This is a genomic window from Lentzea sp. HUAS12 (assembly GCF_024125735.1).
Lineage (GTDB): Bacteria > Actinomycetota > Actinomycetes > Mycobacteriales > Pseudonocardiaceae > Lentzea > Lentzea albida.
In genome coordinates, this window is record NZ_CP099738.1 from 9,040,141 (window position 1) to 9,065,824 (window position 25,684).

Below are 25,684 nucleotides of genomic sequence, written 5' to 3' on the forward strand. Positions count from 1 at the left end.
TCGCCGAACGGGTGACCCCTTTCACCCGCATGGATCCTTCGGGTTGATCTGCGGGGCATCAGGCTGCTATCTCTCCCCCTGAAATTGGTCAATTGGTGGCCAAGCATTGTGGAGGACCTCTAATTGGGGTCTACCATTCTGCTACCTAGCAGTTTCTGGGAGGAGGGGCGTTGCCCCGGAAGGAAAGTCCCGTCGTACTGCAGAAGCGACTGCTCACGGGGTTGAGGCAGACGCGGGACTCGCTCGGCTTGAGTCAGCAGGCCGTCGCCGACGCGATGGACTGGTCCGTGTCGAAGCTGATCAGGATCGAAAAGGGGGAGAACAAGATATCGGTCACCGACGTCCAGGCTCTCCTCTTCCACTACGGGGTGCGGGACGACGCCCGTGTCGCCGAGCTCGTGGGGATGGCGAGGGCGATCCGGCAGTCGAAGTCGGAGTGGATGGACAAGTACCGGGGCTCGTTCACCGAGCAGTTCGCGAGGTTCGTCGAACTGGAGGCGTCCGCGATCCGGATCCGGCAGTGCCAGCTCAACGTCGTCCCGGGCCTGATCCAGGTCCCGGAGTACGCGATGGAACTGGTCACCGCCTTCGGGATGTCGGGTGCTCGCGCCGAACGCGGTGTCGAGATCCGCATGCACCGCCAGGTGTTGCTGGAGCCGGACGGCCCCGAGGTCTTCTTCCTCCTGGACGAGGCCGTGCTGCACCGGGTGATCGGTGGGAAGGACGTGCTGCGCAAGCAGTTGCTGCGGATGAAGGAGGTCTGCGAGCTGCCGAACGTGACGATCCAGATCCTTCCCTTCGCCGCCGGGATCCACCCGTCGATGAAGGGGTCGTTCTCGATCCTGGAGTTCTCCGAGGGGGAGGAGGACTTCGCACTGCTGCTGGAGTTCCCGGGCCGCGACGAGATCCAGACGTCCGGGCCGGACCTCAAGGAGTACCTGAACCACTTCTACCAGCTCGAGAACTTCGCGCTGCCGGCCAGTGAGACGCCGAAGTTGCTCGACCGACGACTCGAGGAGCTAGGAGGGGCCTGAACCGCACAGGCAGGGCGGGTGGCTGCGCCAACAGCCGCCCGCCCGATGGCAACCCACAACCGAACCCCAGTCCCATGAGGCGAGGCGATGTCGCCGTAGGCAAGCCTATGACGTTCGTGCCCAGATGAGTGCCGCCATCCAGGTCCCGTTCGGGTGACCGCTCCTCGCCACACCGGTCGTCGCCGACCGGCGCGCGATCACACCCGCAGGAGGCGCACCATGAGCAATGCCACCAGAAATCGCGTCCACCCCCTCGTAGCTCATCACGGGAGAGGTCGCTGCGATGGCCATATTCGTTAGCTACAGCAGTAGCGATGGAGGCCCGGCCGCGTCCGCGGTGGTGGGGGCGTTGCGCGCCCGCGGGTTCGACGTGGTCTGGGACGGCGACCTGCCGGACGTCCGCCCGCTGTCCATCCCGGCCTGGATGGAGACCTCCGTCCGGGACTGCACGGTGCTGGTGATCGTGTCGGACGACTACGTCAAAGCGTTGGAGTCCAACGACTTCATGGAGCGCAGGGGAGTGCGCTACGAGGCGGGGCTGGTGCGGCAGAAGATCTACCACCACCGCGGTGCCGACGGGGTCGCCGTGGTGCCGGTGGTGCCGCCGGACGCCGATGCGAACGCGCTGCCGTCCGTGCTGCAGCAGTTGGTGATCCACCGGTTCGACCCCGGCACGTTGCACGGTGTGGAGGAACTGGTGCGCAGCCTCGGCACGCTCGAGGAGGGGAACGGGGGTGACGTGGTGGTCGTGGAACAAGGGGTGCAACGGAGCCGTGTGGTGCTGGCGGCCCTGGAGGCGCATCCGCCGTCGTCCGCGCTGGCCTACCGGCTCGCGCAGGACCTGGTGGAGCAGGGGGAGGGCGATCTCGAGATCGCCAGGGCGTTCGACTCTGTCGTCGGTGTGGCGAAGGCCCACGGGGACGTCGGGCTGGTCAGCCGGCTGTCGCAGGTGTGCCTGAAGACGCTGTCGTCGACATTGCCCCTCAAGGGCGAGGAGTCCGTGATGGCGAAGGTGCTGGTCTCGGGCAAGGCGTGGCACCTGTTGCGGGAGCACCGCTTCAGCCAGGCGGCGTCGGTGGCCGAGGAGGGGACGCAGATCGCGAAGAAGTACCGCGACCTGTACACGGCCGCCCGCGGCCAGCGCGTGCACGCACGCGTCTACCTGCACATGGCGGCCGAGGCCCTGCCGTACGACCGCGACTTCTACCTGCGCAGAGGAGAGCACCTGCTGATCCTCGCGACGACGCAGTTCCGCTCCATCTGCGGTCAGACCAGCGAGGAGGTCGGGGTGTGCGCCTCGCTGCACGCGGAGAAGCAGTTGCTGCTGCACGAGATGACGGGCGAACGCGACCACCTGGCGACGGCGTGGGAGAGCGCGGGGGTGGCCGAGGGCCTGCTGACTCCGGGCACCGAGCCGTACCACTGGGTCAGCGTCCTGCAGGCGCGGCTCTGCCTCGCCGCGCGGAAGTACAACGAGGGCAAGGAGTTCGTCTCGAACGTCATCGCCACCGCGGAGTACCCGGAGGTGGTGGCGAGGTCCCGGCAGGTGCGGGCCGACCTGCTCCTCGCGACCCGCGAGAAGTCCGAGGCGCTGCGGGACCTCCTCGGCGCCGAGGAGCAGTTCCGCCGGCTCGGCTGCGACTACGCGGCGGCCACCTGCTGGTGGTCGATCGCGAAGCTCGACTCGACCAAGCTCGTCAGCTTCCGCCTGAGCACGTCCGACGTGCTGCGGCTGGAGGACCTCGCGCCCGACCCGCGCGAGCGGCGGCTGGCCGTGCTGGAACACGAACTGCGGACGACGAGACGGCCGGGCCGGCGGTGCGTGCCGGACTGGGCCTGCCTCGTCGACCGGGTGCAGCACGCCTGACTCCGCGGGCGCGGCCGTCGCGCGACGGCCGCGCTCACGCTGATCGTCAGCCCGCGGCGTAGCGCCGCACGAGTTCCTTCTCGCGGTCCTCGGGCCACGGGCAGCGGATCTCGCCCTGGGTGGCCGCGAAGAACAGCTCCATGTGCACGTGCCACGCCGCGAGCGCTTCCGGTCCGTGGGCGTTCTCCTGCACGAGCGTGACCGTGGTGCCCTGCAACGGGACGTGCTCGAACTCCCAGCGCACCCTGCCCTTCGGTTCGCCGTCCTGGAGCCACTCGTACTCCAGCAGGCGCGGTGCCTCGGACCTCGTCACCTCGCCCGGCGTGATGCCGGGGTGCGCGGCGCGGACCGGCACGCCGGACTCGTCGCCCTCGGTGAGGAGCTTCCAGACGTCGTCCAGCGGTGTCCACACCAGATCGCGTTCGAAGCGCACGCCGCCGGGTTCGTCGGTGCCCTTGTCGAGGCCGAAGTGCCGGACGTAGTGCTCGATGCGTGACAGCCACTCCGTCGGCGGCGTGAACTCCGTGCCGTCGGCGTGGGCGACCAGCGCGTCGAGGCAGGTGGTCCAGCCGGGCGCGTCGCGGCCCACGGAGAGCTTGTTCGTGACGACCGCGGTGAAGACCAGCAGGCAGCCGTCCTCGCGCGGCAGGATCTCGAACCGCAGCACGTCGTTCAGCCAGCGGAAGGCGAAGACCTTGGGCGGGTCGGACTCGAGCAGTTCGCCCTCGCCGCCGTCGGCGTCCACCGGTGCCTCGTCGGGGAATGTGAAGCGCATCCTGCGCCCGTCGACCTCGACCTCGGCCGGGAACCAGTGCCTCATCTCGGCGGGATCGGTGACGACCCGCCAGACCTTCTCCGGCGAGTGCCGCAGCCTGCGTTCGAAACGCAGCACGGGCTTGCCCTCGATCATCCGCAGTTCGGCGTCCACGGGTCAGTCCCCTTCGATCTCGTCGAGTCGTCGTTCCAGTGCGTCGAGGCTCTTCTCCCACATCCGGCGGTAGGGCGCGAGCCAGGCGTCGATCTCCGCCAGCGGTCCCGGCGACACCCGGTACCAGCGCTTCTGGGCGTCGGTGCGCACCTCGACCAGCCCGGCCTCGCGCAACACCTTGAGGTGCTTCGAGACGGTCGGCTGGGTGAGCGTCAGCTGGTCGACGAGGTCACCGACCGGCCGTTCCCGTTCCCGCAGCAGGTCGAGGATCTCCCGGCGGCTCGGATCCGCCAGCACCGCGAATGTAGATGCCATGACGGCAATATAGCTCAACCGGCATATGTCCGCCACGTGGGAAAACGCGTTGGGAGCGCGACGCGTGCGGATTAGCGTGCGGATCATGCAGCTTCCCGTGGCCAGCTCCCCGGTGCGCGACCTGCTCGCGCTGACCTCCCGCCCCGAGGTGATCTCGTTCGCGGGCGGCCTCCCCGCTCCCGAACTGTTCGACCTGGACGGCCTGCGCGCCGCCTACGACCTCGCGCTGCGCGAGCCGTCGGTCCTGCAGTACGCGCCCACAGAAGGAAACCCGGACCTGCGCGCCCTGGTCTCCGCACGCCTGACGGGCCTGGGACTGCCCACTTCGGACGTCCTGATCACCACCGGCTCCCAGCAGGCGCTCGCCCTGGTCGCCACGGCGATGCTCGGACCGGGCGCCGTCGTGGCGGTGGAGGAACCGACGTACCTGGCCGCACTGCAGTGCTTCCGCATGACCGGCGCCCGCATCGTGCCGGTCGCGAGCGACGCCGACGGCCTCGTGCCGTCGTCACTGCGGTCCGTGGTGGCCGCCGAGAAGCCAGACCTGCTCTACCTCGTGCCGACGTTCGCCAACCCCACCGGCCGCACCCTCTCCGCCGCCCGCCGGGTGGAGATCGCGGAGATCGCCGCGGCGCACGACCTGTGGATCGTGGAGGACGACCCGTACAGCGAGCTGCGCTACCGCGGCCCGTCCGTGCCGCCGCTCGCGTCGCTCAGCGACAGGACCATCTACCTGGGCAGCTTCTCGAAGATCGGTGCCCCCGGCATGCGCCTGGGCTGGCTGCGAGCCCCCGCGGACCTGTTGCGCACGCTCACGATCGTGAAGCAGGCGGCCGATCTCCACACGTCCACAGTGGACCAGGCCGCCGCCGCGAACTACCTGGCGCACAACGACCTCGACGCCCACGTGGCCCGCCTGCGCCACGAGTACGGCGCACGCCGCGACGCGATGATCGCCGCGCTCCCCGCCACCGTGCCGTCCGGCACGACGTGGAGCGACCCGGACGGCGGCATGTTCGTGTGGCTGCGGTTGCCCGGCGCCGTGGACAGCGCCGTGCTGCTGCAGGAGGCGTTGCGGCACGACGTCGCGTTCGTGCCCGGTGCGGCTTTCTTCGCGACCACACCGGACCACGCGACGTTCCGGATGTCGTTCACCACCAACACGGTGGCGGACATCGGCGAGGGCATGGCGCGCCTCGCGAAGGTGCTGCTGTGAGCCTGCTGGACGATGAGACGTTGTGGAGCTCGTCGGTCGTCGCGAACTGCGACATGAACCGCGAACGCGGCCTGGCGGGCTACCGCCGTGAGCTGGGCGGCGATCTCGCGCTGGAACCGGGCACCCGATGGGTGGATCTCTGCTGCGGCTCGGGAAAGGCGCTGGCCGAGGCCGCGCGGGACGACGTGACGATCACCGGGGTGGATCTGGTGGACCACCACGTACCGGCACGGGATGGCCTGAGTTTCGTCGTCGCACCGGTCGACCGGTGGGAGCCCGCCGGTCCCGTCGACCTCGTGACGTGCGTCCACGGCCTGCACTACGTGGGTGACAAACTCGGGCTGCTGGTCCGCGCCGCCTCCTGGCTCGCTCCCGGAGGCCAGCTCGTGGCGAACTTCGACGTGTCCGGAGTCCGTCGTGCCGACCACAGCCCGTTCGGCCGCGTGCTGACCAAAGCGCTGCGCGACAACGGGTTTAGTTATGACACCCGCAAGCGCCTCGTGAGCTTCGAGGGTCCTGGGCGGCCGCGGCTGCCGTTCGCCTACTCGGGTGCGGACGACCGGGCCGGCCCCAACTACACGGGCCAGCCCGCGGTGCACTCGTACTACGAGCCGCTATGACGCCCAGGGACCGACGCCCGCCACGCGGTCGACCGTGATGCGCGTGGTGAACCCGGCCGGCGGGTTGTCCATCGGCGGGAACTTCACGTCCGGCCCGAGGTAGGTGTGCGCGAGGCGCTGGAGCAGTTCCGGCGCCCCGCCCTCGGTGATGCGGGCGGTTCCGTAGATGACGAGGTACTCCTGCATGCCGTGGGCGTTGATGTGCGGCGTCTCTACGGAGAGCGCCACACGGCCGTTGTTGCGGATGTTGAGCACCTTCCGGTGCTCCGCCAGGTGGCCGGAGACGATCTCCTCGCCGTCCAGGCCCACCCAGACGATGGTGACCTGCGGTGAGCCGTCCGGGCCCAGTGTCACGAGGTGGCCGAGTGCGTTCGACTCCAGCACCGGTCTGGCCGATTCGGGGAGCACGCGGCGACGCTACGCCGGTTCGCGGCTCCTAGGTGAACAGCTCCATCGCGTCCTGGTGGTACTCGCAGCGCCCGCCGCCGGTCGCGATGGTGCAGGGCGAGCCCTTCTTCGTGAGGGCTCCGCACTGCAGCGCCGGGTCGTGCACGTGGCAGAGGCCGTTCGCCCCCGCCGTGATGGGGCAGGGCGTGCCCTTCTTCGTCGGCGCGCCGCACGGTTCGCCGCTCAGCTCACGCGGCTGCCTGGGCTTGGCCGCTTTCTTCGGCTTCGCGCCGGGCTGGTCGGCCTTCTGGCCCGTCACCTCCTCGACGCCGCGCACGGCGAGGCGGTCGGCGCGCTCGTTCTCCGGGTGGCCCGCGTGGCCCTTGACCCAGTGCCACTCCACCTCGTGCCGGTCGGCCGCTTCTTCGAGGCGGCGCCACAGGTCCGAGTTCTTGACCGGCTCGCGGGCCTTCGTGAGCCAGCCGTTCGCCTTCCAGCCGTGCACCCACGAGGTGATGCCGTTCCGGACGTAGGTGCTGTCCGTGTAGAGCTTCACGGTCGACGGGCGCGTGAGGCTCTCCAACGCCGCGATGGGCGCCATCAGTTCCATGCGGTTGTTCGTCGTCGGGCCGATGTCACCGCCGTACATGTCCTTCTCGTGCTCGCCGTAGCGCAGCACGGCACCCCAGCCGCCCGGACCGGGATTGGGGCTGCACGCACCGTCGGTGTAGATCTCGACCTCCATGCGGCATGAGGCTACCGACGAGGTCCGACAGCCTTGCGCCGACGGTTGTTCGCGATGATGTGGCGGAACATCTCGACGAGCGCCGGCGCGTTGATCGGCTGGTCGCGGTACACGGAGATCATGCGCGCGGTCTTGTTGCCGTGGCCGCTCGTGATGATGCCGTGCGGGTCCGGCACGGCCGCCTTGTCGTAGAGCATCACGTTCACGTGGTCCTTGGTGCCGAGCAACGCGCAGACGTTGCCGTCCAGCACGAAGTACGGCCGGTTCGTGAACTTGATCGTCTCCTCGACGTCCGGGTCGGCCTCGTGGACGAGCCTGCGCACTTCGCGGCAGATGTCCTGCTGCCACTCCGGCAGGCCGGCGATGTAGGCGTCTACGCGTGGGTCCATGACCTCATGTCGCAGCCCCTCGCCGTTTTTCGACATCGTGCCCGTGCAGGAAGACCCGGACGCCCGCCGCGATGTCGTCGTCGTCCGGACGCGTGCCCCTGATGGTGGGATCACCCGTCATCGTCAGCAACATCAGGTGCACGGCGGCACGCTTCGGATCCTTGAACCCGAGTTCGGCCAGCTCGTCCGCGAGCGCCTTCCGCACCTTGCGATGTGCGTGAGCTCGGCGTTGATCTGCCGCACGAGCGCGAAGTGCAGTGCGTGGCCGCGTTCGGCACTCATGGCCCGCCCGAACGCCGTCAGGTCCTTCTCCAGGTTCGTGACCTGGCGCGGCAGCCGGCTCGCCATGTCGGCCAGGGCGTCCAGCGTCTCCCCGTCCACGCCTCCGGCCGCCAATTCGGCTTCGGCGATGACGACCGCGCCACCGTCCGAACGCGACTGGTGGTGCAGCCCGGTGAAGCGGATGTCCGCGAGGCCGAGCAGCGGCGTGGCGAGCGGGCTCACGTCGCCGGTGCCGTGCACGTCGATCAGCTTCTTGAACTCCGCCGCGTCGCGCCGATCCCGGAAGCCGACCCGGGCCACGGACACCACGGCGACATCGCCCTGGTCGTCGCCCACGGCGAAGAGCGTCCGGTCGAGGGACCTGCACGGGTTGCGGACGAAGTGCTCCCGCACCTGTCCGAAGGAATGCGAGACGCACTCCAGCGCGGGTTCGGCCCTGCGCTTGAGAGTGCGCATGTTCAGCCGGCGCCACGCCCCGTCCGCGTCGCCGTTGCGGGCGGACTTCCTGCCCTCCGACTTCGCCCTGGAGAGGTTCACGCCGGCCGAGTCGGCGACGGTGGTCGTGACCCCGCCGCCGACGGACCGCCCGCCACCCGCGGCGACCGACATCGCCAGCACTCCGGCCGCCACCACGGCGCCCGCCTTGCCTCCGCCGGGGTCCGGCCCGCCTCCGGCACCACCTATTCGTCGCGACACCTCACACCTCCCCGAGTGACGAGGACACAGCAGGTGACCGCCGCGGCGGGGTGGATTGGGGTCAAATCACTCGATCAGGTGCTGCCGCCACCGCGCCGGAGACCAGACGTGCCGCCGCCACCAGGTCGGCCTCGCGCCCGTGCCGCGCCACCGCCTGCAACCCGACGGGCAGGCCCTCGGAGTCGAACCCGGCCGGGATGCTGATCGCCGGGTGCCCGCTGAGGTTGAACGCCCAGGTCAGCGCGGTGTTGATCCGCGAACCCGGACCGTCGTGGCCGTGGGGCGGACCGGGCGTCGTGGGCGTGAGCAGCAGGTCGGCGGTGCCGAACACCGCGTCCAGTTCGGGATTCGGGCCGCACCGGCCGGCGAACCAGTCGTCCGCGGGGTCCCGGAGCGTCAGCGGGACGGGGCTCGGGCGCAGGGGTGCGGCCGCTCGCCAGGCGATCTCCGCCTGCTCGTCGTCGACCTCGGCGAACCCCAGGTCCGCGGACCAGACGGCGGTCGGCGAGCTGACCTCCGTTACGCCGAGGTAGGTCGCGAGCAGGGCGGGGTCGCGGGTCAAGACGCCGACCGCGGCCCGTTCGGCGGAGGTGGTCTTCAGGCCGAACACGCCGCACCACGCGGCCGGGATGCGGATCGAGCCCGCACCGTCGACGCCCGTGGCCAGCGGCACGACGCCGGACGCCACCGCGACGGCCGACCCCGCCGACGAACCGCCCGGTGTGCGGTCGAGGTTCCATGGGTTGCGTGTGACGCCGCGAGAGTTGCGGCCCCACGTCTGCCACGGGGTGCTGCCGTCGGGGATGGTGGTCAGTCCGATCGGTACGCATCCCATGGCCGTGAGTGCCTCACGGTGGCTCCTGCGCTCGCCACGCTTCACAGCGATGGGCATGCCGGCGAACGGCAACGCGGGGTCCACTTCGGGAAAGGTCCGGAAGACCTCGTGGAACGCGCACAGCACGGGTTCGACGACGGCCAGGCGCGCCAACGCCTCGTGCACCCGGTCAGGCATGATCCACCGCGTGAAGTGGACCCGTGCTGTGCACCACCTGGCCGAACTCGCCGAGAAGTGCGGCGACGTGCCGGCCTCGTTCTTCCGGTTCCAGGTGGTCGAGCTGTGGGTCTTCGGCGACCTGCTCGACGTGCCGCGCGACGTCGACGTCATCGAGGTCGCCCTGGTCACCGACCTGCCGGTGGACGAGGTGCCGTGGATGACCGAGCCGGTCGGCGCCGAGCACTGGGCGAACTCGACGCGGCTCTCGCGCAACCCGTTCGAGGCCCGCTGGCGGTCGAAGGACGCCCCGGTGTGGAACCACCGCGTCGAACGCCCCGCGCTGCTGTGGAGCGCGGCGGACGGCGTCAACGAGGAAGCGCTCGTCGCGGTCAGCGACGGCACGGGGGAGCTGGTCAGGACCCCGGCTCCCACCCCGGACGAGCTGCGGGAGCGGGTCGCGGCCGAGCTCGACGTGAGCCTGCGGGCGCTGCGGCGGGTGAACCAGGAGTACACCGACCGCCGGTGGAGCCCCGGCAAGCTCACCCCGCACTCGGACGCCCTGTGGCGGACGACCACCGGCTACCTGGACCTGCTCGACGCGGAGAACCGGCACTCGTGACCCCCTTCGCGGGGCGATCCTGACACGCGCCGAAGAACGGCGACAAAAGGTGTTGCGCCGGACATTCCACAATGGCGTCCGAATGGTCGCGCCGAACGAGCACGAAGGCCCGGCATCCCGTGGCGTTCGGACCTGGTGCACGAGCTTGTGCTGAGTAGCTTGACGTGATGACACCCGCTGTCTGGATACCCGCGCTGGGTGCGGTTGTGGCCGCTTTGGTGGCGGGCACCGCGGCGATCTACCAATCCCGGCGCACGCTCACCGCGCAGCGGAACCTCGAGCATGAAAAGCTGCGGGCCTCGGAACGGGCGGTCGAGCTGACCCAGGAGAGGGCTGAACGGGCGCAGGAGCAGGCTTTGGCGCAGTCCGACCGCCGCGAGCAGGTGCTGCCGTTCCTCGACTGCCTGAACAAAGCGATCAACGCCTCCTACGCCGCCGCATATCTGCCGGAGCACTTCCCGAAGATCGGGTCACGGATCCCGCAGATCCGCCAGTTCTCCGACGCGGAACTGAGGAAGTGGTACGCGGCCGTCGAGGAGATGAGCCGGCGCAGGATCAGGCTCCTGCTGGCGATCGACGAGTCGGACCTGGACCGCGTGGTCGACCAGTTGGTCGGCCTGACCGAGCAGATGTCCGCGATCGTCGAAGCGCGTCACAAGCTGTGGTTCGGCGAGGCCTCGCGGGGCGATCTGTGGGAGGCGCAGCGGGAGTACGTCCGCATAGATTATGGCCTGATGCTCGACATCAGGTCGGCTGTGTTGAGCAGGCCCACGGGACATTCTCGCCCCGATTCGAGCGGCGACCGGGTCGAGCTGGCAAGAAGGCTGTCGCTGTCGTTGGAGAAGTCGAGCGCGATCTCCGTTCCGTACGGGTCGGTGAAAGACTTCACCTGGGTGTGCATCTGGGAGATCGATGCCCGCGAGGACTGGTTGGACTACGTCGAAGCGATGAACCAAGGCACGCTGGACGAGTTCACCCAGAGCCTCGGGAACGTGCTGCGCAGCATTCGGGAACGCGGCCGGTCCATTGAATCGAACCTGTTCAGGTTCGGCGGGGACGGTGCGGACGTGCAGGTGTACTGCCTCTACGCGAAGTTCCCCGACGAGACGTCCATGAAGGAGTTCCTCGACCAGACGACTGCCGAGCTGAGGAAGGAATTCCCGATCGCCTGGTCCAGCTTCCGCCAGCCCGTGGAGCTCAGCCATGGTGTGCGTGGCGAGGAACGGCCAGCCGACGCGCCGTGACCACCTGGGTGAATGATCACCCCGGCGGTGAACACGTACAGGTGAAGATTGTCGCCGCCTCGTTCTGCGGGTGCGGACCAAGTGCCAGGCCGAGGTTCTGGAACAGGGAGTGGGGGCGGGATGTTCGGGTGGAAGAAGCTCAACGATCTGGGGAAGCGCTTCGACGTCGGACTCGTGGAGCAGCTCAGGCCCGACCTGAGCCGGGAAGCGCTCGGCGTCGGGCCCGCCTTCCCCGGCATCGCCCCGAACCCGGACATGAGCAGTGAGGCGCGGAAGATCAATGCGGAACTGAGCACGGGAGAGCTCGCGCTCGGCGTTCTCGTCGACTGGCGGGAGCTCAACAGCAATCCCCGCCTGATCTTGATGTTCGACGTGGAGACCGCCGGCGGCATCTCGTTCCGGGGTGTCGCGGACGAGGCCTTCACGATCACCGAGCTCACCCGGCTGGCACCAGGACAGACGATGCCCGTGCGCTATCGGCCGGCCGTCATGGACCACTACGTCGCCCTTGCCCGGGACGCGGACCCCGCCAGGGTGCAGCGGCTCTCCGACGAGATCGCGAGACGCAAGCGGGCCTGACCCGAGGTCATCGGAGAAACAGCGAACGGGGCCGCCTGCGTCGGTGGGCGGCCCCGTCCGGTCAGGTTCACCAGCCGCGGGCCCGCCACTCCGCGAGCGCGGGGCGCTCCTTGCCCAGCGTCGAGTCGTCGCCGTGGCCCGGGTAGAACCACGTGTCGTCGGGCAGCACCGCGAACAGGCGGTCCTCGACGTCGTTGATCAGCGAGGCGAAGTTGTCCGCGGACGTGGTCTTCCCCACACCCTTCGGAAAGAGTGAATCACGCGAGCGGTGAACACGCCCAGACCGATGTAGCGTCGCGTGCTACGTGGGGCTACACTTGATGCGTGAAGGTCATCAGCCAGCGGGAGTTCCGCAACCACTCTGCGGCGGTGATGGACGCGGTCGAGGCGGGCGAGACGTACCACGTGACGCGGAACGGGGTTGAGATTGCCGAACTCCGGCCCTTGCCTCGCCGCCGTCGACTGACGGCCGAGGAACTCGTCGAACGACACAGGACCCTGCCTCCGGTCGATCACCTCCGCATGCGTCAGGAAGCCGATGAGTTCTTCGGCGACGAGGACCGCGTGGGCGACTTCGATCCGTGGGAGCGCAACCGTGGCTGAACGTCCCGAATCCGGGGTGCTCGACACGTGCGCCTACATCGACCTAGGTCTGCTGGACCCGGCCGACCTGCCGGAGATACCTGAACTCACCGCGGTCACGATGGCCGAGTTGCATCAGGGTGTGGCGATGGCAAAGGACGCGGCATCCAGGGCCGCACGTACCGAGAAGCTCGGCGCGGCGATCGTGGACTTCGAGCCTTTGCCCTTCGACGGGCAGGCGGCCGCCCGATACGGCACGTTGGTCGCGCTCACCACAGCGGCGAATCGGAATCCGAAGCCTCGGCGGATGGATCTGATGATCGCCGCTGTCGCCTCGTCGCGTGGATTGCCGCTGTACACGCGAAATGCCGAAGACTTCAAAGGACTCGACGACATGGTCACGATCATCGAAGTCTGATCCCGGTTGCAGGGGAGCCCGCGCTGACGGGCTCTCCCCTCGCCGAGCCCTACCAGCCGCGCGAACGCCACTCCGCGAGCGCGGGGCGCTCCTTGCCCAGCGTCGAGTCGTCGCCGTGGCCCGGGTAGAACCACGTGTCGTCGGGCAGCACCGCGAACAGGCGGTCCTCGACGTCGTTGATCAGCGAGGCGAAGTTGTCCGCGGACGTGGTCTTCCCCACACCCCCCGGAAAGAGTGAATCTCCGGTGAAGAGGTGCGGGTGGCCGTTCGGGTCGTCGTAGAGGACGGCGATGGAGCCCGGGGTGTGGCCGCGCAGGTGGATGATCGACAGCGGGACTTCTCCCACGTTGATGGTGTCGCCGTGGTCCACGAGGACGTTCGGCTGGACCGGGAGGACGGCGGCGTCCAGCTCGTGCGCGACGGTGTTCGCGCCGGTCGCCTCCGCCAGGGAGCCGAGTGCCTGCCAGTGATCGGCGTGCTGGTGCGTGGTCACGATCGTGCGCAGTCCCGGGCGGTCCGGGGCGTGGCCCAGCAGGTCCGACAGGCGCTCGTGGTCGTTGGCCGCGTCGATGAGCAACGCTTCGTTCGTGGACCGGCAAACCAGCAGGTAGGCGTTGTTGTCCATCGGACCGACGGAGATCTTCGTGATGGTCAGCGCGTCCAGGGTGCGGCGTGCCGCCGGGCCCTCCGGATCGACGTGACCGGTGTAGTTCTCGAGTACGTCCACGGTGGCAGACGGTAGTCGCTCGATGCGGCGAGACGCACACCTTCAGGTTGCATACAGGTCTCACTCATAGGGTAAGTAAGGATCAAGCCGCCAAGCCCGAGTGCTCCGAAAGAACCAACGAACAGGTCCCCGCCTATCGTGATCCCAACGCAACGAGAGAAGCCCCGGACAGCCCGCAGGGTCAGCTGGGACGTCCTCCGCGTCGTCGCCATCGGGTGCGTGCTGCTTCACCACGCCACGCTCACGAGCATCAGCAGCCACCCCGACCTCGGGCCGCTGCCGTTCACCTTCCCGATGTCGATGGGCGCCAGCACGCTGATGGTCGTCTCGGCCTTCTTCGCCTGTGCCTCGCTCGACAGCGGGAGACCGGGGCGGTTCCTGTGGAGAAGACTCGCCCGGCTGCTGCCCGCCTACATGGCGGCGGTCCTGCTCACCTACGCGGTGCAGCGGTGGATCGCGCCGGAGGGGTGGAGCCAGCTCGACGGCAGAGACGTCGTCTACAACCTGCTGCTGGTCAACCAGTGGTTCCCGGACGTCAACATCGTCGACTTCGCCTACTGGACGGTGCCGGTGCAGATCGCGGCGTTCATCGCCGGTGCCGCGCTGGTCAAGGTGCTGAGAGGCACGTGGCTGCGCGTCTTCCTGTGGGTGCTCGTCGTCACGCCGCTGCTGCTGCGGCCGCTGCTGGACCACTCGCACGTGCTGTTCACGCTCTACAACGGGTTCGCGCTGCACCGGGCGCAGCTCTTCGCCGCCGGCATCGCGATCTGGCTGTGGCACAAGGACAGGCTGAAGACGCCGCACCTGGTCGCGCTCCTAGCCGCCACCCTGGTGGCGCAGGCGGTTCACACGACCGAGTACGGGTCGACGCTGGGCTTCGGCGTGTTGCTGCTCATGGTGTGCGCGGCCGCGGCCGGACCCGACTGGGTGTTCTTCAAGCCGGTCGCCAGGCCGATCACGTGGCTCGCGGGCATCTCGTACGGCGTCTACCTCGTGCACCAGCAGATCGGCACGGTGGTGATGGACCGCATGCACGCGTTCGGCCTGCGGTCCTGGTGGATCCTCGCCGGCTTCGTCACCTCGGCGCTGGTGCTGGGCTGGGCGATGACGAGGTTCGTCGAACGCCCCGCCTACCGGCTCCTCACTCAGATCCAGTCGGGCAGGTCGGGCAGCTCCCCGCGCAACCCGGAGCCGTCGGTCCTGCCGGTCAGCCACCCGAGGACGGCGCTGGCGGACCCGCTGACCGAACTGCGGCTCGCCGGGCCGCTGACCACCCAGCTGCGCTGAGTGCCGTCGGGCAGGGTCACCTCGATCCCGAAGGGGTCGACCCTGCCCTCGAACTGGTTCACGGCGTCGTCGAGAAACTCCTCCACGAAGTCGGCGGGCAGGTCGTCGAACCCGACGCCCGCGTCGAGGTCGACGAGGTGGATCCAGATCTCGCGCAGGCGGAACAGCGGCACCGCGGACGCCGGGATCGCCTGGCCCTTGGGCGCCGTGACCTCCGAACGCCACGCGTGCGCGGGGAACTCGCGGCACGCGGTGTCGAACCGCTGGCACGCGGAGTCGAGGTCGGCCTTGATCAGCTGCAGCAGCCGGTGGGAGCCCTCCTCGATGTCCGCGTCGCGGTCCGCGCGCGAGGCGTACGCCTGGTGCTCGACCCCTGTCCTGGCCCACGTGAGCAGGTTCACCAGCGCGTCGGCGTTGCGCGCGAGGTGGGTGATGACGTGTCCGCGGGTCCATCCGGGCAGCAGGCTCCGGCCGCGCACGGCGGCCTCGTCCAGCTCCTCGACGACCTCGTAGAGCACGTCCGTCGCCTGACGCACGGCGGTGATGTGCCGGTCGGGCACTCCTCGCGGCGCGGGCACGGACGTCTGCTCGGTGGACGGCGTGTAGGTCATGTGCTGCCTCTCCCCGACGTTGAGGCTTCTGATCGAAGTGACCAGACTATGGGTAATCCCAGATCAGGGGAATGCGGTAGCGGCCCGAACCGTTTTTGTCAGGGGTCAGCCCTAGCATGGTCGGCGGGTCGGTCGCAGCCTCCGAAATGATGCTAGTACTCTTCGAACGCTTGTTCGGAAGAGTGTGGCGTGAGTGACCCGCCAATCGCAGCCGAAGGGACCCCAGTGGCAGACCGTCTTGTTGTTCGCGGTGCCCGCGAGCACAACCTGCGCGGCGTAGATCTCGACCTGCCGAGGGACAGCCTGATCGTCTTCACGGGGCTGTCCGGCTCCGGCAAGTCGAGCCTGGCTTTCGACACGATCTTCGCCGAGGGCCAGCGGCGCTACGTGGAGTCTCTCTCCGCGTACGCGCGCCAGTTCCTCGGGCAGATGGACAAGCCCGACGTCGACTTCATCGAAGGCCTCTCGCCCGCTGTCTCGATCGACCAGAAGTCCACGAGCCGCAACCCGCGCTCGACCGTCGGCACCATCACCGAGGTGTACGACTACCTGCGCCTGCTCTACGCCCGCGCCGGCAAGCCGCACTGCCCGCAGTGCGGTGAGCCGATCGGCAAGCAGACGCCGCAGGAGATCGTCGACCAGGTGCTCGCGATGGAGCAGGGCACGAAGTTCCAGGTGCTCGCGCCGGTCATCCGCGGCCGCAAGGGCGAGTACGTCGACCTGTTCCAGAACCTGCAGGGCCAGGGCTACTCGCGCGTGAAGGTCGACGGTGTCGTCCACGCGCTCGCCGAGGTGCCGAAGCTCAAGAAGCAGGAGAAGCACCACATCGCGGTCGTCATCGACCGCCTGAGCGTCAAGTCCTCGCAGAAGCAGCGCCTCACCGACTCGGTGGAGACGGCGCTGCGGCTCGCTGACGGCCTGGTCGAGCTCGAGTTCGTCGACCTCCCGGAGACCGATCCGAAGCGGATCAGGGGCTTCTCCGAGAACCTGGCCTGCCCGAACGGCCACCCGCTCGCGATCGAGGACCTGGAGCCGCGGTCGTTCTCCTTCAACTCGCCGTACGGCGCGTGCGTGGTCTGCACGGGCATCGGCGTGCGCAAGGAGGTCGACCCGGAGCTCGTGGTCCCGGACGACGAGCTGAGCCTCGCCGAGGGTGCCATCGCGCCGTGGGCGGGCGGGCAGACGGCGGAGTACTTCCAGCGGTTGCTGCAGTCGCTCGGCGAGACCATCGGCTACCGGATGGACGCGCAGTGGCGGCACCTGCCGGCCAAGGCGCAGAAGGCGATCCTGCACGGCATCGACGAGCAGGTGCACGTCCGCTACAAGAACCGCTACGGCCGTGAGCGCTCCTACTACGCCAACTACGAGGGCGTGATCCCGTTCCTCGAACGGCGTCAGGAGCAGACCGAGTCCGAGTACATGCGGGAGAAGTACGAGGGCTACATGCGCGAGGTCCCGTGCCCCGCGTGTTCGGGTACGCGCCTCAAGCCGGAGATCCTCGCCGTCACACTGCACCACGGCCGCAAGGGCGACCGGTCCATCGCCGAGGTCTGCGCGATGAGCGTCTCGGAGTGCTCCGAGTTCCTCGACGGCCTCAAGCTCGGCAAGCGCGAGTCGATGATCGCGGGCGCGGTCCTCAAGGAGATCCAGGCCCGCCTGCACTTCCTGCTCGACGTCGGCCTCGACTACCTGTCGCTCGACCGCGCGTCCGGCACGCTGTCCGGTGGTGAGGCGCAGCGCATCCGGCTCGCCACCCAGATCGGGTCGGGCCTGGTCGGCGTGCTGTACGTGCTGGACGAGCCGTCGATCGGCCTGCACCAGCGCGACAACCACCGCCTGATCGAGACGCTGACGAGGCTGCGCGACCTGGGCAACACGCTGATCGTCGTCGAGCACGACGAGGACACGATCCGCACGTCGGACTGGGTGGTCGACATCGGCCCCGGCGCCGGCGAGCACGGCGGCAAGGTCGTGCACAGCGGCCCGTACAAGAAGCTGCTGACGAACAAGGAGTCGATCACCGGCGCCTACCTGTCGGGCCGCAAGTCGATCCCGATGCCCGCGAAGCGCCGCAAGGTCGACAAGAAGCGCCAGCTCACGGTCGTCGGCGCGCGCGAGCACAACCTGCGCGGCATCGACGTGTCGTTCCCCCTGGGCACGCTCACGTCCGTCACGGGCGTGTCCGGTTCCGGCAAGTCGACGCTGGTCAACGACATCCTGGCCACGGTGCTCGCGAACAAGCTCAACGGGGCGCGCCAGGTGCCGGGCCGCCACACCCGGATCAACGGCCTGGGCGAGGTCGACAAGCTGGTGCGGGTCGACCAGTCGCCGATCGGCCGCACCCCGCGGTCGAACCCGGCCACCTACACCGGCGTGTTCGACCACGTCCGCAAGCTGTTCGCGGCGACGACGGAGGCGAAGGTCCGCGGCTACCAGCCGGGCCGCTTCTCGTTCAACGTCAAGGGCGGCCGCTGCGAGGCGTGCGCGGGCGACGGCACCATCAAGATCGAGATGAACTTCCTCCCGGACGTCTACGTCCCCTGCGAGGTCTGCAAGGGCGCGCGGTACAACCGCGAGACGCTGGAAGTGCACTACAAGGGCAAGACGATCTCCGAGATCCTCGACATGCCGATCGAGGAGGCCGCGACGTTCTTCGAGCCGATCAACGCCATCCACCGCCACCTGAAGACGCTGGTCGAGGTCGGTCTCGGCTACGTGCGGCTGGGCCAGCCGGCGCCGACGCTGTCCGGTGGTGAGGCGCAGCGCGTGAAGCTCGCGTCGGAGCTGCAGAAGCGCTCGACCGGCAAGACCGTCTACATCCTCGACGAGCCGACGACGGGTCTGCACTTCGAGGACATCCGCAAGCTGCTGGGCGTGATCAACGGCCTGGTGGACAAGGGCAACACCGTCATCGTGATCGAGCACAACCTCGACGTCATCAAGACGTCGGACTGGATCGTCGACATGGGTCCCGAAGGGGGCTCCGGCGGCGGTATGGTCGTGGCACAGGGCACACCCGAGCAGGTCTCCGAGGTCGAGAAGAGCTACACGGGGCAGTTCTTGCTGCAGGTGCTCGAGAACGAGGAGGTGTCGGCGGCAGGGTGATGATCCCACTCGATGTGCTGGCCCACCGCGAGCGCGTTCTCCAAGCGCAGCGCGGCGAGTCCTTGGCGCATCAGTTCAGCCTCGTGGAGGCGCTCGACTCGTCGGAGCAGGCACTCCGCCGAGTCGCGGCTGCCGGGTGGATGCGGGCCTTGGAACGGCTTCCTCGTCTAGCCGACAAGTGAACACGGGCGGACTAGCGGGACGCTCGAGTCCCGCTGGAGCCTTATGACACTCGGTGAGGAATTTCCAGTTACCTGTGAGTTCCGTCGAGAACCTGTCACTCGGACGAGGTATCCGGGATGATGGCGGCCGTGCCGCTCAACCGCTATCGCTTCCACAGCGTGTGGCACGTGGACGCGTCCCCGGCCGATGTCTACGAGGTGCTGGCCGACATCGCGAACTACCCGGTGTGGTGGCCCGAGGTCCGCAAGGCCACGAAGATCGACGACGAGACCGGCGAGATCCGGTGCCGTTCGTTCCTGCCGTTCGACCTGGTCGTGCGAGTGAGGCACAGCATCCGCAACCAGCAGGCGGGCCTGCTGCGCGCCACGCTGTCCGGTGATCTCGAGGGGTACGCGAGCTGGGAGATCACCGGCCGCGACGGGGGCACGGACCTCGTGTTCGACCAGGAGGTCGTGGTCAACAAGGCGCTGCTGAGGCGCCTCGTGCTGATCGCGAAGCCGTTCTTCCGCGGCAACCACGACGTGATGATGCGCGGCGGCTTGAAGGGCCTGAAGCAGGTGCTCGAAGCCAAGACCGCCGCCCGCCGCGAGTCGTAGGCCACGCTTTGGGGTGAGCAGCAGGCGCGTTGGCAGGCCAGCGGTCTTGCAGCACCCGGCCACCAGGCAGTGTCCAGTCACCAGTTGTCGCCCAGGCGCACGACCGCGCCGTCGGCGTTGCGCTGGCACTGCAGCGGGTTGGCCACGTTCGGGCGGTCGGGCATCGGGTACTTGGAGCACGTCCACACGTCGGTGACCCAGAACGTGCCGGTGCCCTGCGTCTGACCCGCCCGCGCCGCGGCGATGTACCGGTCGGCGATGTCGATCGCGACGGGGCAGCCGACGTCGTTCATGTCGGTCACCTTCGTGAAGTCGTTCGCGTCGCGGCAGACGACCGGCTCGGGCGTGCAGCCGACGTCCCAAGCCTTCCACACCTCCCGCGGGATCTCTCCGCAGGAGAAGCCTCCGGTGCCCGCGTTCCACAGCTGCCACTTCCCGTCCTTCAGTTCGAAGACGGCCGGGAACCCCTGGGCGAGTTCAGGGCGCTCGATGAGGCCCTGGGCGTGCACGTACCGGTCCTGCTGGCAGTTGATCTCGCCGTAGTAGGGCTTGTACCCCGCGACCTCTGCCGGAAGGGGGTACGCGGCCATCAGCACCTCCGGCGTCACCAGCTCGCAGGGCGACTTCGGCAGCACGACCTCCTGCGCCACCAGCGAGGTCGGCACGGACACCTCCTTCAACGTGGTGACGAGTGCGGCGGTGTCGTCGGTGAAGCGGGTGGCCCGCGCCTCGGTCGCGTCGGCGACGGCCTTCAGGACCTTGGCCTGCTCGGAGGTCAGCCGGTGTCCGACGAACCGGAAGTCGATCTTCACGCCGGCCCGGGCGGAGTGCTCCCTGATGATCGTGCGCACCTCGTCGGCGCTCTTGCCGCACGCGTCGGCGCCGCCGCGGGCGACCACGACGACGCGGCTGGTCTCGCTGCCGCGCAACGGGTAGGTGCGCGCGAAGTCGTCGATCGCGGCGATCACGCCGCTGAGCAGGGTGGGCTTGCCGTTCGGGCTGATCGCGCGGGCCGCGTAGCCGATCTTCGCCGCCTGGCCGGTGCCGGGGGTGACCAACTCTGCTGTGTCCGGGGCGTCGCACGTGCCGCCGAAGCGCCGCAACGCCAGCGCGTCGTCCGGCGACATGTTCGCGGCCGCCGTCCCGACGGCGTCGGCGACGTCGCGGAAGTCCGCCGACTCGGAGGAGTCGACGAGGAACGTGGTGCGGTGAGCAGGAGTCAGGAGCAGGACCAGTCCTCCGCTGACCAGCGCCAGCACCACGACCACCGCTGCTGCCGCCACCCACCACCGCTTCACCGCACGCCCCCCGGCGCCTGGGCGCGCAACGACGTGAGCGCCTCGGTCATCTTCTTCGCCTCGGCGTTGTACGCGGCCGCGGCACGGGTGTAGACGTCGAGCGGACCGGCCGGGTTCCGGCCCGAACGCGCCTCGCCGAGCAACGCCTCCGCGCCCGCGACCACCTCGCCCTGCAACGCGCGCAGCCGCACCGACATGTCCCGCAACCGCACCGCGTCCGGTGTGCCGGTGCGGCCGTCGAGGTCCTCGATCTGGAGGTCGACGACCGCGGCACGGGCCTGTGCCAACGCCGGCTCGGCGAGGTCGAAACGGCCGTCCTCCACCGACTTCGTGGCCGAGTTGAGCTTGTCCACGGTCGGGTTGAGGACGTTGACGACGGACTGCGACGACCGCAGCACCGGTTCGATCGTGGTGAACCACGCGAGCACGCGCCGCAGCTCCTCCGGCGAGTCCGTGAACGCCGGTGACTGTTGCTCGAGCTGCGCGGCCAGTCGCGTCAGTTCGCCGTCGTCGCTGACCTGGTAGCCGATGAACCGGAACTCGATCGACAGCCCGGCCGCGGCGACGCGGTCGCGGATCTGGGCCTGGACGAACTCGTCGTCGGGGTCGCACGCGTCCCTGCCGTGCCTCGTCACGACGATGATCCTGTTGACCTGCTTGGCCTTCAGCGACAACGGCGTGGTGAAGTCGCCGACCGCCTCGACGATCCCGCGCTGCAGCGTGGCCTTCGTGCCCTGCCGCACGGAGCGGGCCGCGTCGGCGATCTCCTGGCGGTTGCCCGTGCCGAACCCGACGAGCTGCGTCGTGTTGTCGTCCGACCCGCACTCGCCGCCGAAGCTGCGCAACGACTGGGAGTCGCGCTCGCCCGAGTTGCCGACGACGGTCGTCAGCGCACCGGTGACGCTCGCCAGGTCACCCGCGGCGGCGTCGATCAGGAACGTCGTCTTGTAGACGGGCGCGAAAATCGGGACGATCCACCGCACCACGACGAAACCCGTGCTGACGACCAGCACGCCGGCGAGCAGGACGATCAGCAGCCGCCGCACGCTCTTCGGCAGTTCCCAGAACGTGTTCCACTGCCGGGCGTTGTCGCCGACGACGACACCTTTGGCGTTGCGGAGGTTCACCGAGAACTTCGCGTCGGTGCCGGCCTCCGCCAGCACCCCGTGCGCTTTGTCGATCGCGACGGACATCTCCGGTGACAGCTTGTTCGCCGCGCCGATGGGGACCCCCGTCTCGTCCATGGGAGAACGGTACAGAGTTTGGGGGGAAAGAAAGTCAGGTTCGGCCGGACAGGTGCCGCAGGGTCAGCGGTGCCGAGGCGGCTGCCATCAGCGCCGGCAGCAGGAGACCGGGGTCGAGAGCAGGGCCCGCGTGCGTTCCGGGTCCCGTGTGCGTTCCGAGGCGCTGGGAGAACGGCGTTGTGTTCCGCACGGTGCTCAGGACCGCCTCGGCGGTGCCCGCGTTGAAGCGCGCGATGTTCTAGGAGAAAGTTTGAACCGTTCCGGCTCGCTCCACGTGTCAGTGGCGTTGGAGGGCACGAGCCAGGAGGTTCAGGATGATCCGCAGGAGCGTTGCGGTCGTGGCGCTGGGGTTGATCTCGCTGACCGCCTGCGCGGGGACGCCGGAGAGCAAGCCGGTGGCGCAGCAGCAGGACGGTGTTGTCGCGCTGAAGGCCACCGAGATCGCCGACCTCGGCCCGGTCGTCACCGACGACCAGGGCTTCACCCTCTACCGGTTCGACGGCGACAGGCCGGGGGAGTCCACTTGCGACGGTGAGTGCGCCGCGACCTGGCCGCCCGCCACGGTTCCCGGCGAGGACTTCACCGTCAGCGGCGTCGACAGGAGCCTCGTCAGCACCTTCGTCCGCAAGGACGGCAGCCGCCAGCTCCTCGTCGACGGCATGCCGCAGTACCGGTTCGCCAAGGACACCGGTCCCGGCGAGACCAAGGGCCAGGGCCTGCAGGGCAAGTGGTTCGCGACCGGCACCGACGGCACCCGCACCCAGCTCGCGGCACGGACGGGCGTCGTCGCGGGCCTCGGTGCGGTGCTGACCAACAACGCGGGCCTCACGCTCTACCGGTTCGACGGCGACACCGCCCAGCCGCCGGTGTCCACCTGCGACGGCAAGTGCGCGGAGAGCTGGCCGCCGGTGCTGGTCGAGGGCGAGACGCCACGCGTGAAGGGCGTCGACTCCAAGCTGCTCGGCACCATCACCCGCAAGGACGGCAAGAAGCAGCTCACGGTCGCGAACTGGCCCCAGTACACGTTCAAGAACGACACCAAGCCCGGTGAGGCCAAGGGCGTCGCGGTGGAGAAGTGGTTCGCCACCGCCACCGACGGCAAGAAGGCCCAGCAGAACAAGGCGATCGCGTTGACCAGCGCGACCGTGGGGAATCTCGGCGTCGTCGCCACGGATAAGGACGGCATGACGCTCTACCGGTTCGACGACGACTCCGCCGAACCGCCGACCAGCAACTGCTCCGGCAAGTGCGCGGAGCAGTGGCCGCCCGCCTTCGTCGACGAGGGCTTCCAGGTGCAGGGCGTGGACGCCTCGCTCGTGGGGACGATCGAGCGGGACGGGAAGAAGCAGCTCACCATCGCAGGGTGGCCGCAGTACCTCTTCGCAGGGGACGAGGTCTGCGGTGATGCCAACGGGCAGGGCGTTGGCGGGAAGTGGTGGGCCACCAAGGCCGACGGAAGTCGCGCCGGCCGGTAACGGGGGAAAGGGGAGGGCCCCGGCGGAAGCGCTTCCGCCGGGGCCCTTTCGCACGACCTACTTCAGGCGCAACAACAACGCCTGCTCCGGCTCGAGCACCGGCAGCTGGACCCCGACCGCCGACAGCACGGACCCGGGCAGCTCCACCGGGCTCCAGTCCGCCGGCTGCCGCTGGCACAGCGCGGGGTGCCCGGCGGGCGCGTCGAACGACACCCGGTACGTCCGCGCCGGGTCGAGCCCCGGCAGCCGCACCCGGCGCGGCTTGTTCTGCACCGACGTCGCGAGCTGCACGTACCCGAACAGGGCCTCGGACCGGTCCGTCGCCACGACTCCGTGCACCCAGGCCGCGGGGTCCGGGTGGTCGGCGTGCACGGAGACACCGGTGTGCACCAGCGACCGGACGTCCTTGTAGTACTCGATGGCCGCCTGCAGCCCGGCGCGTTCCTCGTCGGTGGCCGAGTCGATGTCCCACTCGATGCCGAAGTGCCCGAACATCGCCGCCACCACGCGGAACGACAGGTCGTGCACGCGTCCGGTGGTGTGCGACTTCGTGGGGCCGACGTGCGCGCCCATCAGCTCCGGCGGCAGGAACACGCCGGTCCAGCGCTGGATCAGCTGGCGTTCCAGGGCGTCGTTGCAGTCCGACGTCCACACGCGGTCGGTGCGCGCGAGCACGCCGAGGTCGATCCGGCCGCCGCCGGACGAGCAGCTCTCGATCTCCACGTGCGGGTGGCGCAGCCGCAGGTCGTCCAGCAGCCGGTAGAACGCCGCAGTCTGCTCGTGCACGCGCGAACCGATCAGGTCGCGGTTGTGGTCCCACTTCACGAACGCGATGTCGTTGTCCGCCAAGACCGATGACACGCGCTCCAGGATGTACGCGTACGCCTCGGGGTGCGCGATGTTCAGCACCTGCTGGTTGCGCGACGGGGGCGGCAGCACGCCGGGACGCGGCCCGAGCACCCAGTCCGGGTGCGCGCGGTAGAGGTCCGAGTCCGTGTTGACCATCTCCGGCTCGAACCAGAGGCCGAACTCCATGCCGAGCGCGCGGACGTGCTTGATCAACGGGGTGAGCCCGTCCGGCCACACGGTCTCGTCGACGAACCAGTCGCCGAGGCCCGCGGAGTCGTCGCGGCGGTGCCGGAACCAGCCGTCGTCCAGCACGAACCGTTCCACGCCGATCGCGGCGACCGTGTCGGCCAGCGAGGTCAGGCGCGCGAGGTCGTGGTCGAAGTACACGGCCTCCCACGTGTTGAGCACGACCGGGCGGGGCCGCAGCGAACGCTCGCGCAGCTGCCGGTGGAACGCGGCGCTGATGCCGTCGACGCCTTCACTCGAATACGCGGCGTAGATCCACGGCGACTCGTACTCCTGGCCCGCCGCAAGGGTGATCTCGCCCGGCAGCAGGAGCTCGCCGCCGCCCAGGACGGGGGAGCCGTCGACCAGGTTCTCCGCGTACGTCACGTGGTTGCCGCTCCACGCCACGTGCAGCGCCCACACCTCGCCGTCGCGGAACGAGAACCCCGGCGTGCCGGCCAGCAGGCCGATGGTCGCGTCGTGCCCGGTGCGGCCGCGGCGGTTCTCGCGCACCCAGGAGCCGAACTGGAACGCCTGCCGCTGCGGCGCGCGTTCCCGGCTCCAGCGGCCGGTGAAGTCGAGCAGTTCGGTGGCGTGCGCGGGGACGGGAAGCGCGGTCTCCAGGCCCTCCAGCGAGTACGGCGTGTCGCCGTCGTTGCGGACGACGTGCCGCAGGCGGAGCATGCCGGACGCCAGCAGCTCCAGCGTGCCGCTCACGGTCAGCTCCGCGGCCTCGTCCGACGCGACGTACCGGAAGATCGAGCCCTCGTGGCCGAACGACGTGACCGCCAGGGCCGGGGCGAAGTGCTCGCCGCCGCGGTGACCGCGCAGCCCGGGGCGGCCGAGGTACCCGGCGCCGGCGTCGGGCAGCAGCGCCAACGGGATCGGCGCGTCCGGCGCGTTGTTGGGGTTGGTCCACGACACGGCGTCGGCCAGGCCGCGCAATCCGGCCTGGCCGACGTCTCCGAGCGTGCGCCCCCAGTGCGTCACGACCGGCAGGCTTGTGCCCGCGAGGGTGATGACGACGCTGGAGGTGTCGTCGTGCAGGTGCACGACCTCCGTGTTGCTCATGCGGGCCCCGTCCACATCAAACACAAATGAACATTGTGCCGATCCTCAGATGCAGGGCCCGCGTTGTCAAGCGTTCGAAATTGTTGAGTTGTGTCCGG

General features: G+C 69.2%; 24 protein-coding genes and 3 pseudogenes. 14 read left to right on the plus strand and 13 right to left on the minus strand.

Translation table 11 applies throughout. The features are described from left to right. Positions 1-170: 170 nt before the first annotated feature. Both ND450_RS42530 and ND450_RS42535 read left to right on the plus strand, forming a co-directional pair. Positions 171-1,034 (plus strand): helix-turn-helix transcriptional regulator, encoded by an 864-nt coding sequence (locus ND450_RS42530; protein ID WP_253323621.1) that lies wholly within the window; start codon positions 171-173, stop codon positions 1,032-1,034. 283 nt (positions 1,035-1,317) lie between these two features. Then, complete coding sequence (locus ND450_RS42535) at positions 1,318-2,901, plus strand: toll/interleukin-1 receptor domain-containing protein (RefSeq protein WP_253323622.1); 1,584 nt, start codon at positions 1,318-1,320, stop codon at positions 2,899-2,901. 46 nt (positions 2,902-2,947) lie between these two features. Here ND450_RS42535 and ND450_RS42540 read toward each other — a convergent pair whose 3' ends face one another. Both ND450_RS42540 and ND450_RS42545 read right to left on the minus strand, forming a co-directional pair. After that, positions 2,948-3,829, minus strand: a complete 882-nt coding sequence (locus ND450_RS42540) for an SRPBCC domain-containing protein (RefSeq protein WP_253323623.1) — start codon at positions 3,827-3,829, stop codon at positions 2,948-2,950. Positions 3,830-3,832: 3 nt separating this feature from the next. Further along, positions 3,833-4,144, minus strand: coding sequence for a helix-turn-helix transcriptional regulator (locus tag ND450_RS42545; protein WP_253323624.1), 312 nt, complete (start codon positions 4,142-4,144; stop codon positions 3,833-3,835). 85 nt (positions 4,145-4,229) lie between these two features. On the opposite strand from ND450_RS42545, the gene ND450_RS42550 reads away from it, so the two are divergent. Beyond that, positions 4,230-5,360: a PLP-dependent aminotransferase family protein gene (locus ND450_RS42550; RefSeq protein ID WP_253323625.1), complete on the plus strand. Its 1,131-nt coding sequence runs from the start codon at positions 4,230-4,232 to the stop codon at positions 5,358-5,360. Next, positions 5,357-5,980, plus strand: a complete 624-nt coding sequence (locus tag ND450_RS42555) for a class I SAM-dependent methyltransferase (RefSeq protein ID WP_253323626.1) — start codon at positions 5,357-5,359, stop codon at positions 5,978-5,980. Before ND450_RS42550 ends, ND450_RS42555 begins: the two co-directional genes overlap by 4 nt. Here ND450_RS42555 and ND450_RS42560 read toward each other — a convergent pair. The 5 genes and pseudogenes from ND450_RS42560 to ND450_RS46175 all read right to left on the minus strand — a co-directional run bounded on the left by ND450_RS42560 (position 5,975) and on the right by ND450_RS46175 (position 9,491). Continuing rightward, entirely contained in the window at positions 5,975-6,388 is a 414-nt protein-coding gene (locus ND450_RS42560; protein WP_253323627.1) for a PPOX class F420-dependent oxidoreductase, read from the minus strand. The genes ND450_RS42555 and ND450_RS42560 overlap by 6 nt on opposite strands. Positions 6,389-6,674: 286 nt before the next feature. Then, positions 6,675-7,112: pseudogene (gene rnhA, locus ND450_RS42565) on the minus strand (ribonuclease HI); the annotation flags it as partial. Between the two features lie 11 nt (positions 7,113-7,123). Further along, positions 7,124-7,501, minus strand: coding sequence for a DUF1801 domain-containing protein (locus ND450_RS42570; protein WP_253323628.1), 378 nt, complete (start codon positions 7,499-7,501; stop codon positions 7,124-7,126). Positions 7,502-7,633: 132 nt separating this feature from the next. Then, positions 7,634-8,479, minus strand: a complete 846-nt coding sequence (locus ND450_RS42575) for a hypothetical protein (protein ID WP_253323629.1) — start codon at positions 8,477-8,479, stop codon at positions 7,634-7,636. A 61-nt stretch (positions 8,480-8,540) separates the two neighbouring features. Next, complete coding sequence (locus ND450_RS46175) at positions 8,541-9,491, minus strand: amidase family protein (RefSeq protein WP_371927576.1); 951 nt, start codon at positions 9,489-9,491, stop codon at positions 8,541-8,543. Positions 9,492-9,501: 10 nt separating this feature from the next. Here ND450_RS46175 and ND450_RS42590 point away from each other — a divergent pair, with 10 nt between their 5' ends. From ND450_RS42590 to ND450_RS42600, 3 genes are all read left to right on the plus strand, one after another. Beyond that, positions 9,502-10,092, plus strand: coding sequence for a hypothetical protein (locus tag ND450_RS42590; RefSeq protein ID WP_253323630.1), 591 nt, complete (start codon positions 9,502-9,504; stop codon positions 10,090-10,092). A 167-nt stretch (positions 10,093-10,259) separates the two neighbouring features. Next, positions 10,260-11,336, plus strand: coding sequence for a hypothetical protein (locus tag ND450_RS42595; protein WP_253323631.1), 1,077 nt, complete (start codon positions 10,260-10,262; stop codon positions 11,334-11,336). 120 nt (positions 11,337-11,456) lie between these two features. Continuing rightward, on the plus strand, positions 11,457-11,915 hold the full coding sequence (locus ND450_RS42600) for a hypothetical protein (protein WP_253323632.1): 459 nt from the start codon (positions 11,457-11,459) through the stop codon (positions 11,913-11,915). 67 nt (positions 11,916-11,982) lie between these two features. On the opposite strand, the pseudogene ND450_RS42605 reads toward ND450_RS42600, so the two are convergent. Beyond that, positions 11,983-12,174: pseudogene (locus ND450_RS42605) on the minus strand (MBL fold metallo-hydrolase); the annotation flags it as partial. Positions 12,175-12,239: 65 nt separating this feature from the next. On the opposite strand from ND450_RS42605, the gene ND450_RS42610 reads away from it, so the two are divergent. Together ND450_RS42610 and ND450_RS42615 are read left to right on the plus strand one after the other, a co-directional pair. After that, positions 12,240-12,518, plus strand: coding sequence for a type II toxin-antitoxin system Phd/YefM family antitoxin (locus ND450_RS42610; protein WP_253323633.1), 279 nt, complete (start codon positions 12,240-12,242; stop codon positions 12,516-12,518). 16 nt (positions 12,519-12,534) lie between these two features. Further along, positions 12,535-12,915: a type II toxin-antitoxin system VapC family toxin gene (locus ND450_RS42615; RefSeq protein WP_371927809.1), complete on the plus strand. Its 381-nt coding sequence runs from the start codon at positions 12,535-12,537 to the stop codon at positions 12,913-12,915. 49 nt (positions 12,916-12,964) lie between these two features. Here the strand turns inward: ND450_RS42615 and ND450_RS42620 are convergent, their stop codons facing one another. Then, positions 12,965-13,642 carry an MBL fold metallo-hydrolase gene (locus ND450_RS42620; protein ID WP_253323635.1) on the minus strand — a complete coding sequence of 226 codons (678 nt, stop codon included), beginning with the start codon at positions 13,640-13,642 and terminating at the stop codon, positions 12,965-12,967. A 138-nt stretch (positions 13,643-13,780) separates the two neighbouring features. Here ND450_RS42620 and ND450_RS42625 point away from each other — a divergent pair. Further along, positions 13,781-14,740 (plus strand): annotated as a pseudogene (locus ND450_RS42625) (acyltransferase family protein); the annotation flags it as partial. Between the two features lie 47 nt (positions 14,741-14,787). Here the strand turns inward: ND450_RS42625 and ND450_RS42630 are convergent. Further along, positions 14,788-15,540, minus strand: coding sequence for a maleylpyruvate isomerase family mycothiol-dependent enzyme (locus ND450_RS42630; protein ID WP_253323636.1), 753 nt, complete (start codon positions 15,538-15,540; stop codon positions 14,788-14,790). 225 nt (positions 15,541-15,765) lie between these two features. Between ND450_RS42630 and uvrA the strand changes: the two genes are divergently transcribed. The 3 genes from uvrA (at position 15,766) to ND450_RS42645 (ending at position 19,424) form a co-directional block, all read left to right on the plus strand. Then, positions 15,766-18,645, plus strand: coding sequence for an excinuclease ABC subunit UvrA (gene uvrA / locus ND450_RS42635; protein WP_253323637.1), 2,880 nt, complete (start codon positions 15,766-15,768; stop codon positions 18,643-18,645). Further along, on the plus strand, positions 18,645-18,827 hold the full coding sequence (locus ND450_RS42640; protein ID WP_253323638.1) for a hypothetical protein: 183 nt from the start codon (positions 18,645-18,647) through the stop codon (positions 18,825-18,827). Before uvrA ends, ND450_RS42640 begins: the two co-directional genes overlap by 1 nt. A 117-nt stretch (positions 18,828-18,944) precedes the next feature. Beyond that, a complete protein-coding gene (locus ND450_RS42645) occupies positions 18,945-19,424 on the plus strand; it encodes an SRPBCC family protein (RefSeq protein ID WP_253323639.1) in 480 nt (159 codons plus the stop codon). A 77-nt stretch (positions 19,425-19,501) separates the two neighbouring features. Here the strand turns inward: ND450_RS42645 and ND450_RS42650 are convergent, their stop codons facing one another. Next, positions 19,502-20,722 carry a hypothetical protein gene (locus ND450_RS42650; protein ID WP_253323640.1) on the minus strand — a complete coding sequence of 407 codons (1,221 nt, stop codon included), beginning with the start codon at positions 20,720-20,722 and terminating at the stop codon, positions 19,502-19,504. Beyond that, positions 20,719-21,966, minus strand: coding sequence for a VWA domain-containing protein (locus ND450_RS42655; RefSeq protein WP_253323641.1), 1,248 nt, complete (start codon positions 21,964-21,966; stop codon positions 20,719-20,721). The genes ND450_RS42650 and ND450_RS42655 overlap by 4 nt, the downstream gene beginning before the upstream one ends. Positions 21,967-22,280: 314 nt before the next feature. On the opposite strand from ND450_RS42655, the gene ND450_RS42660 reads away from it, so the two are divergent. Further along, positions 22,281-23,441 (plus strand): hypothetical protein, encoded by a 1,161-nt coding sequence (locus ND450_RS42660; protein WP_253323642.1) that lies wholly within the window; start codon positions 22,281-22,283, stop codon positions 23,439-23,441. Positions 23,442-23,498: 57 nt separating this feature from the next. Here ND450_RS42660 and ND450_RS42665 read toward each other — a convergent pair whose 3' ends face one another. After that, positions 23,499-25,586, minus strand: a complete 2,088-nt coding sequence (locus tag ND450_RS42665; protein ID WP_253323643.1) for an alpha-galactosidase — start codon at positions 25,584-25,586, stop codon at positions 23,499-23,501. Between the last annotated feature and the right edge of the window lie 98 nt (positions 25,587-25,684).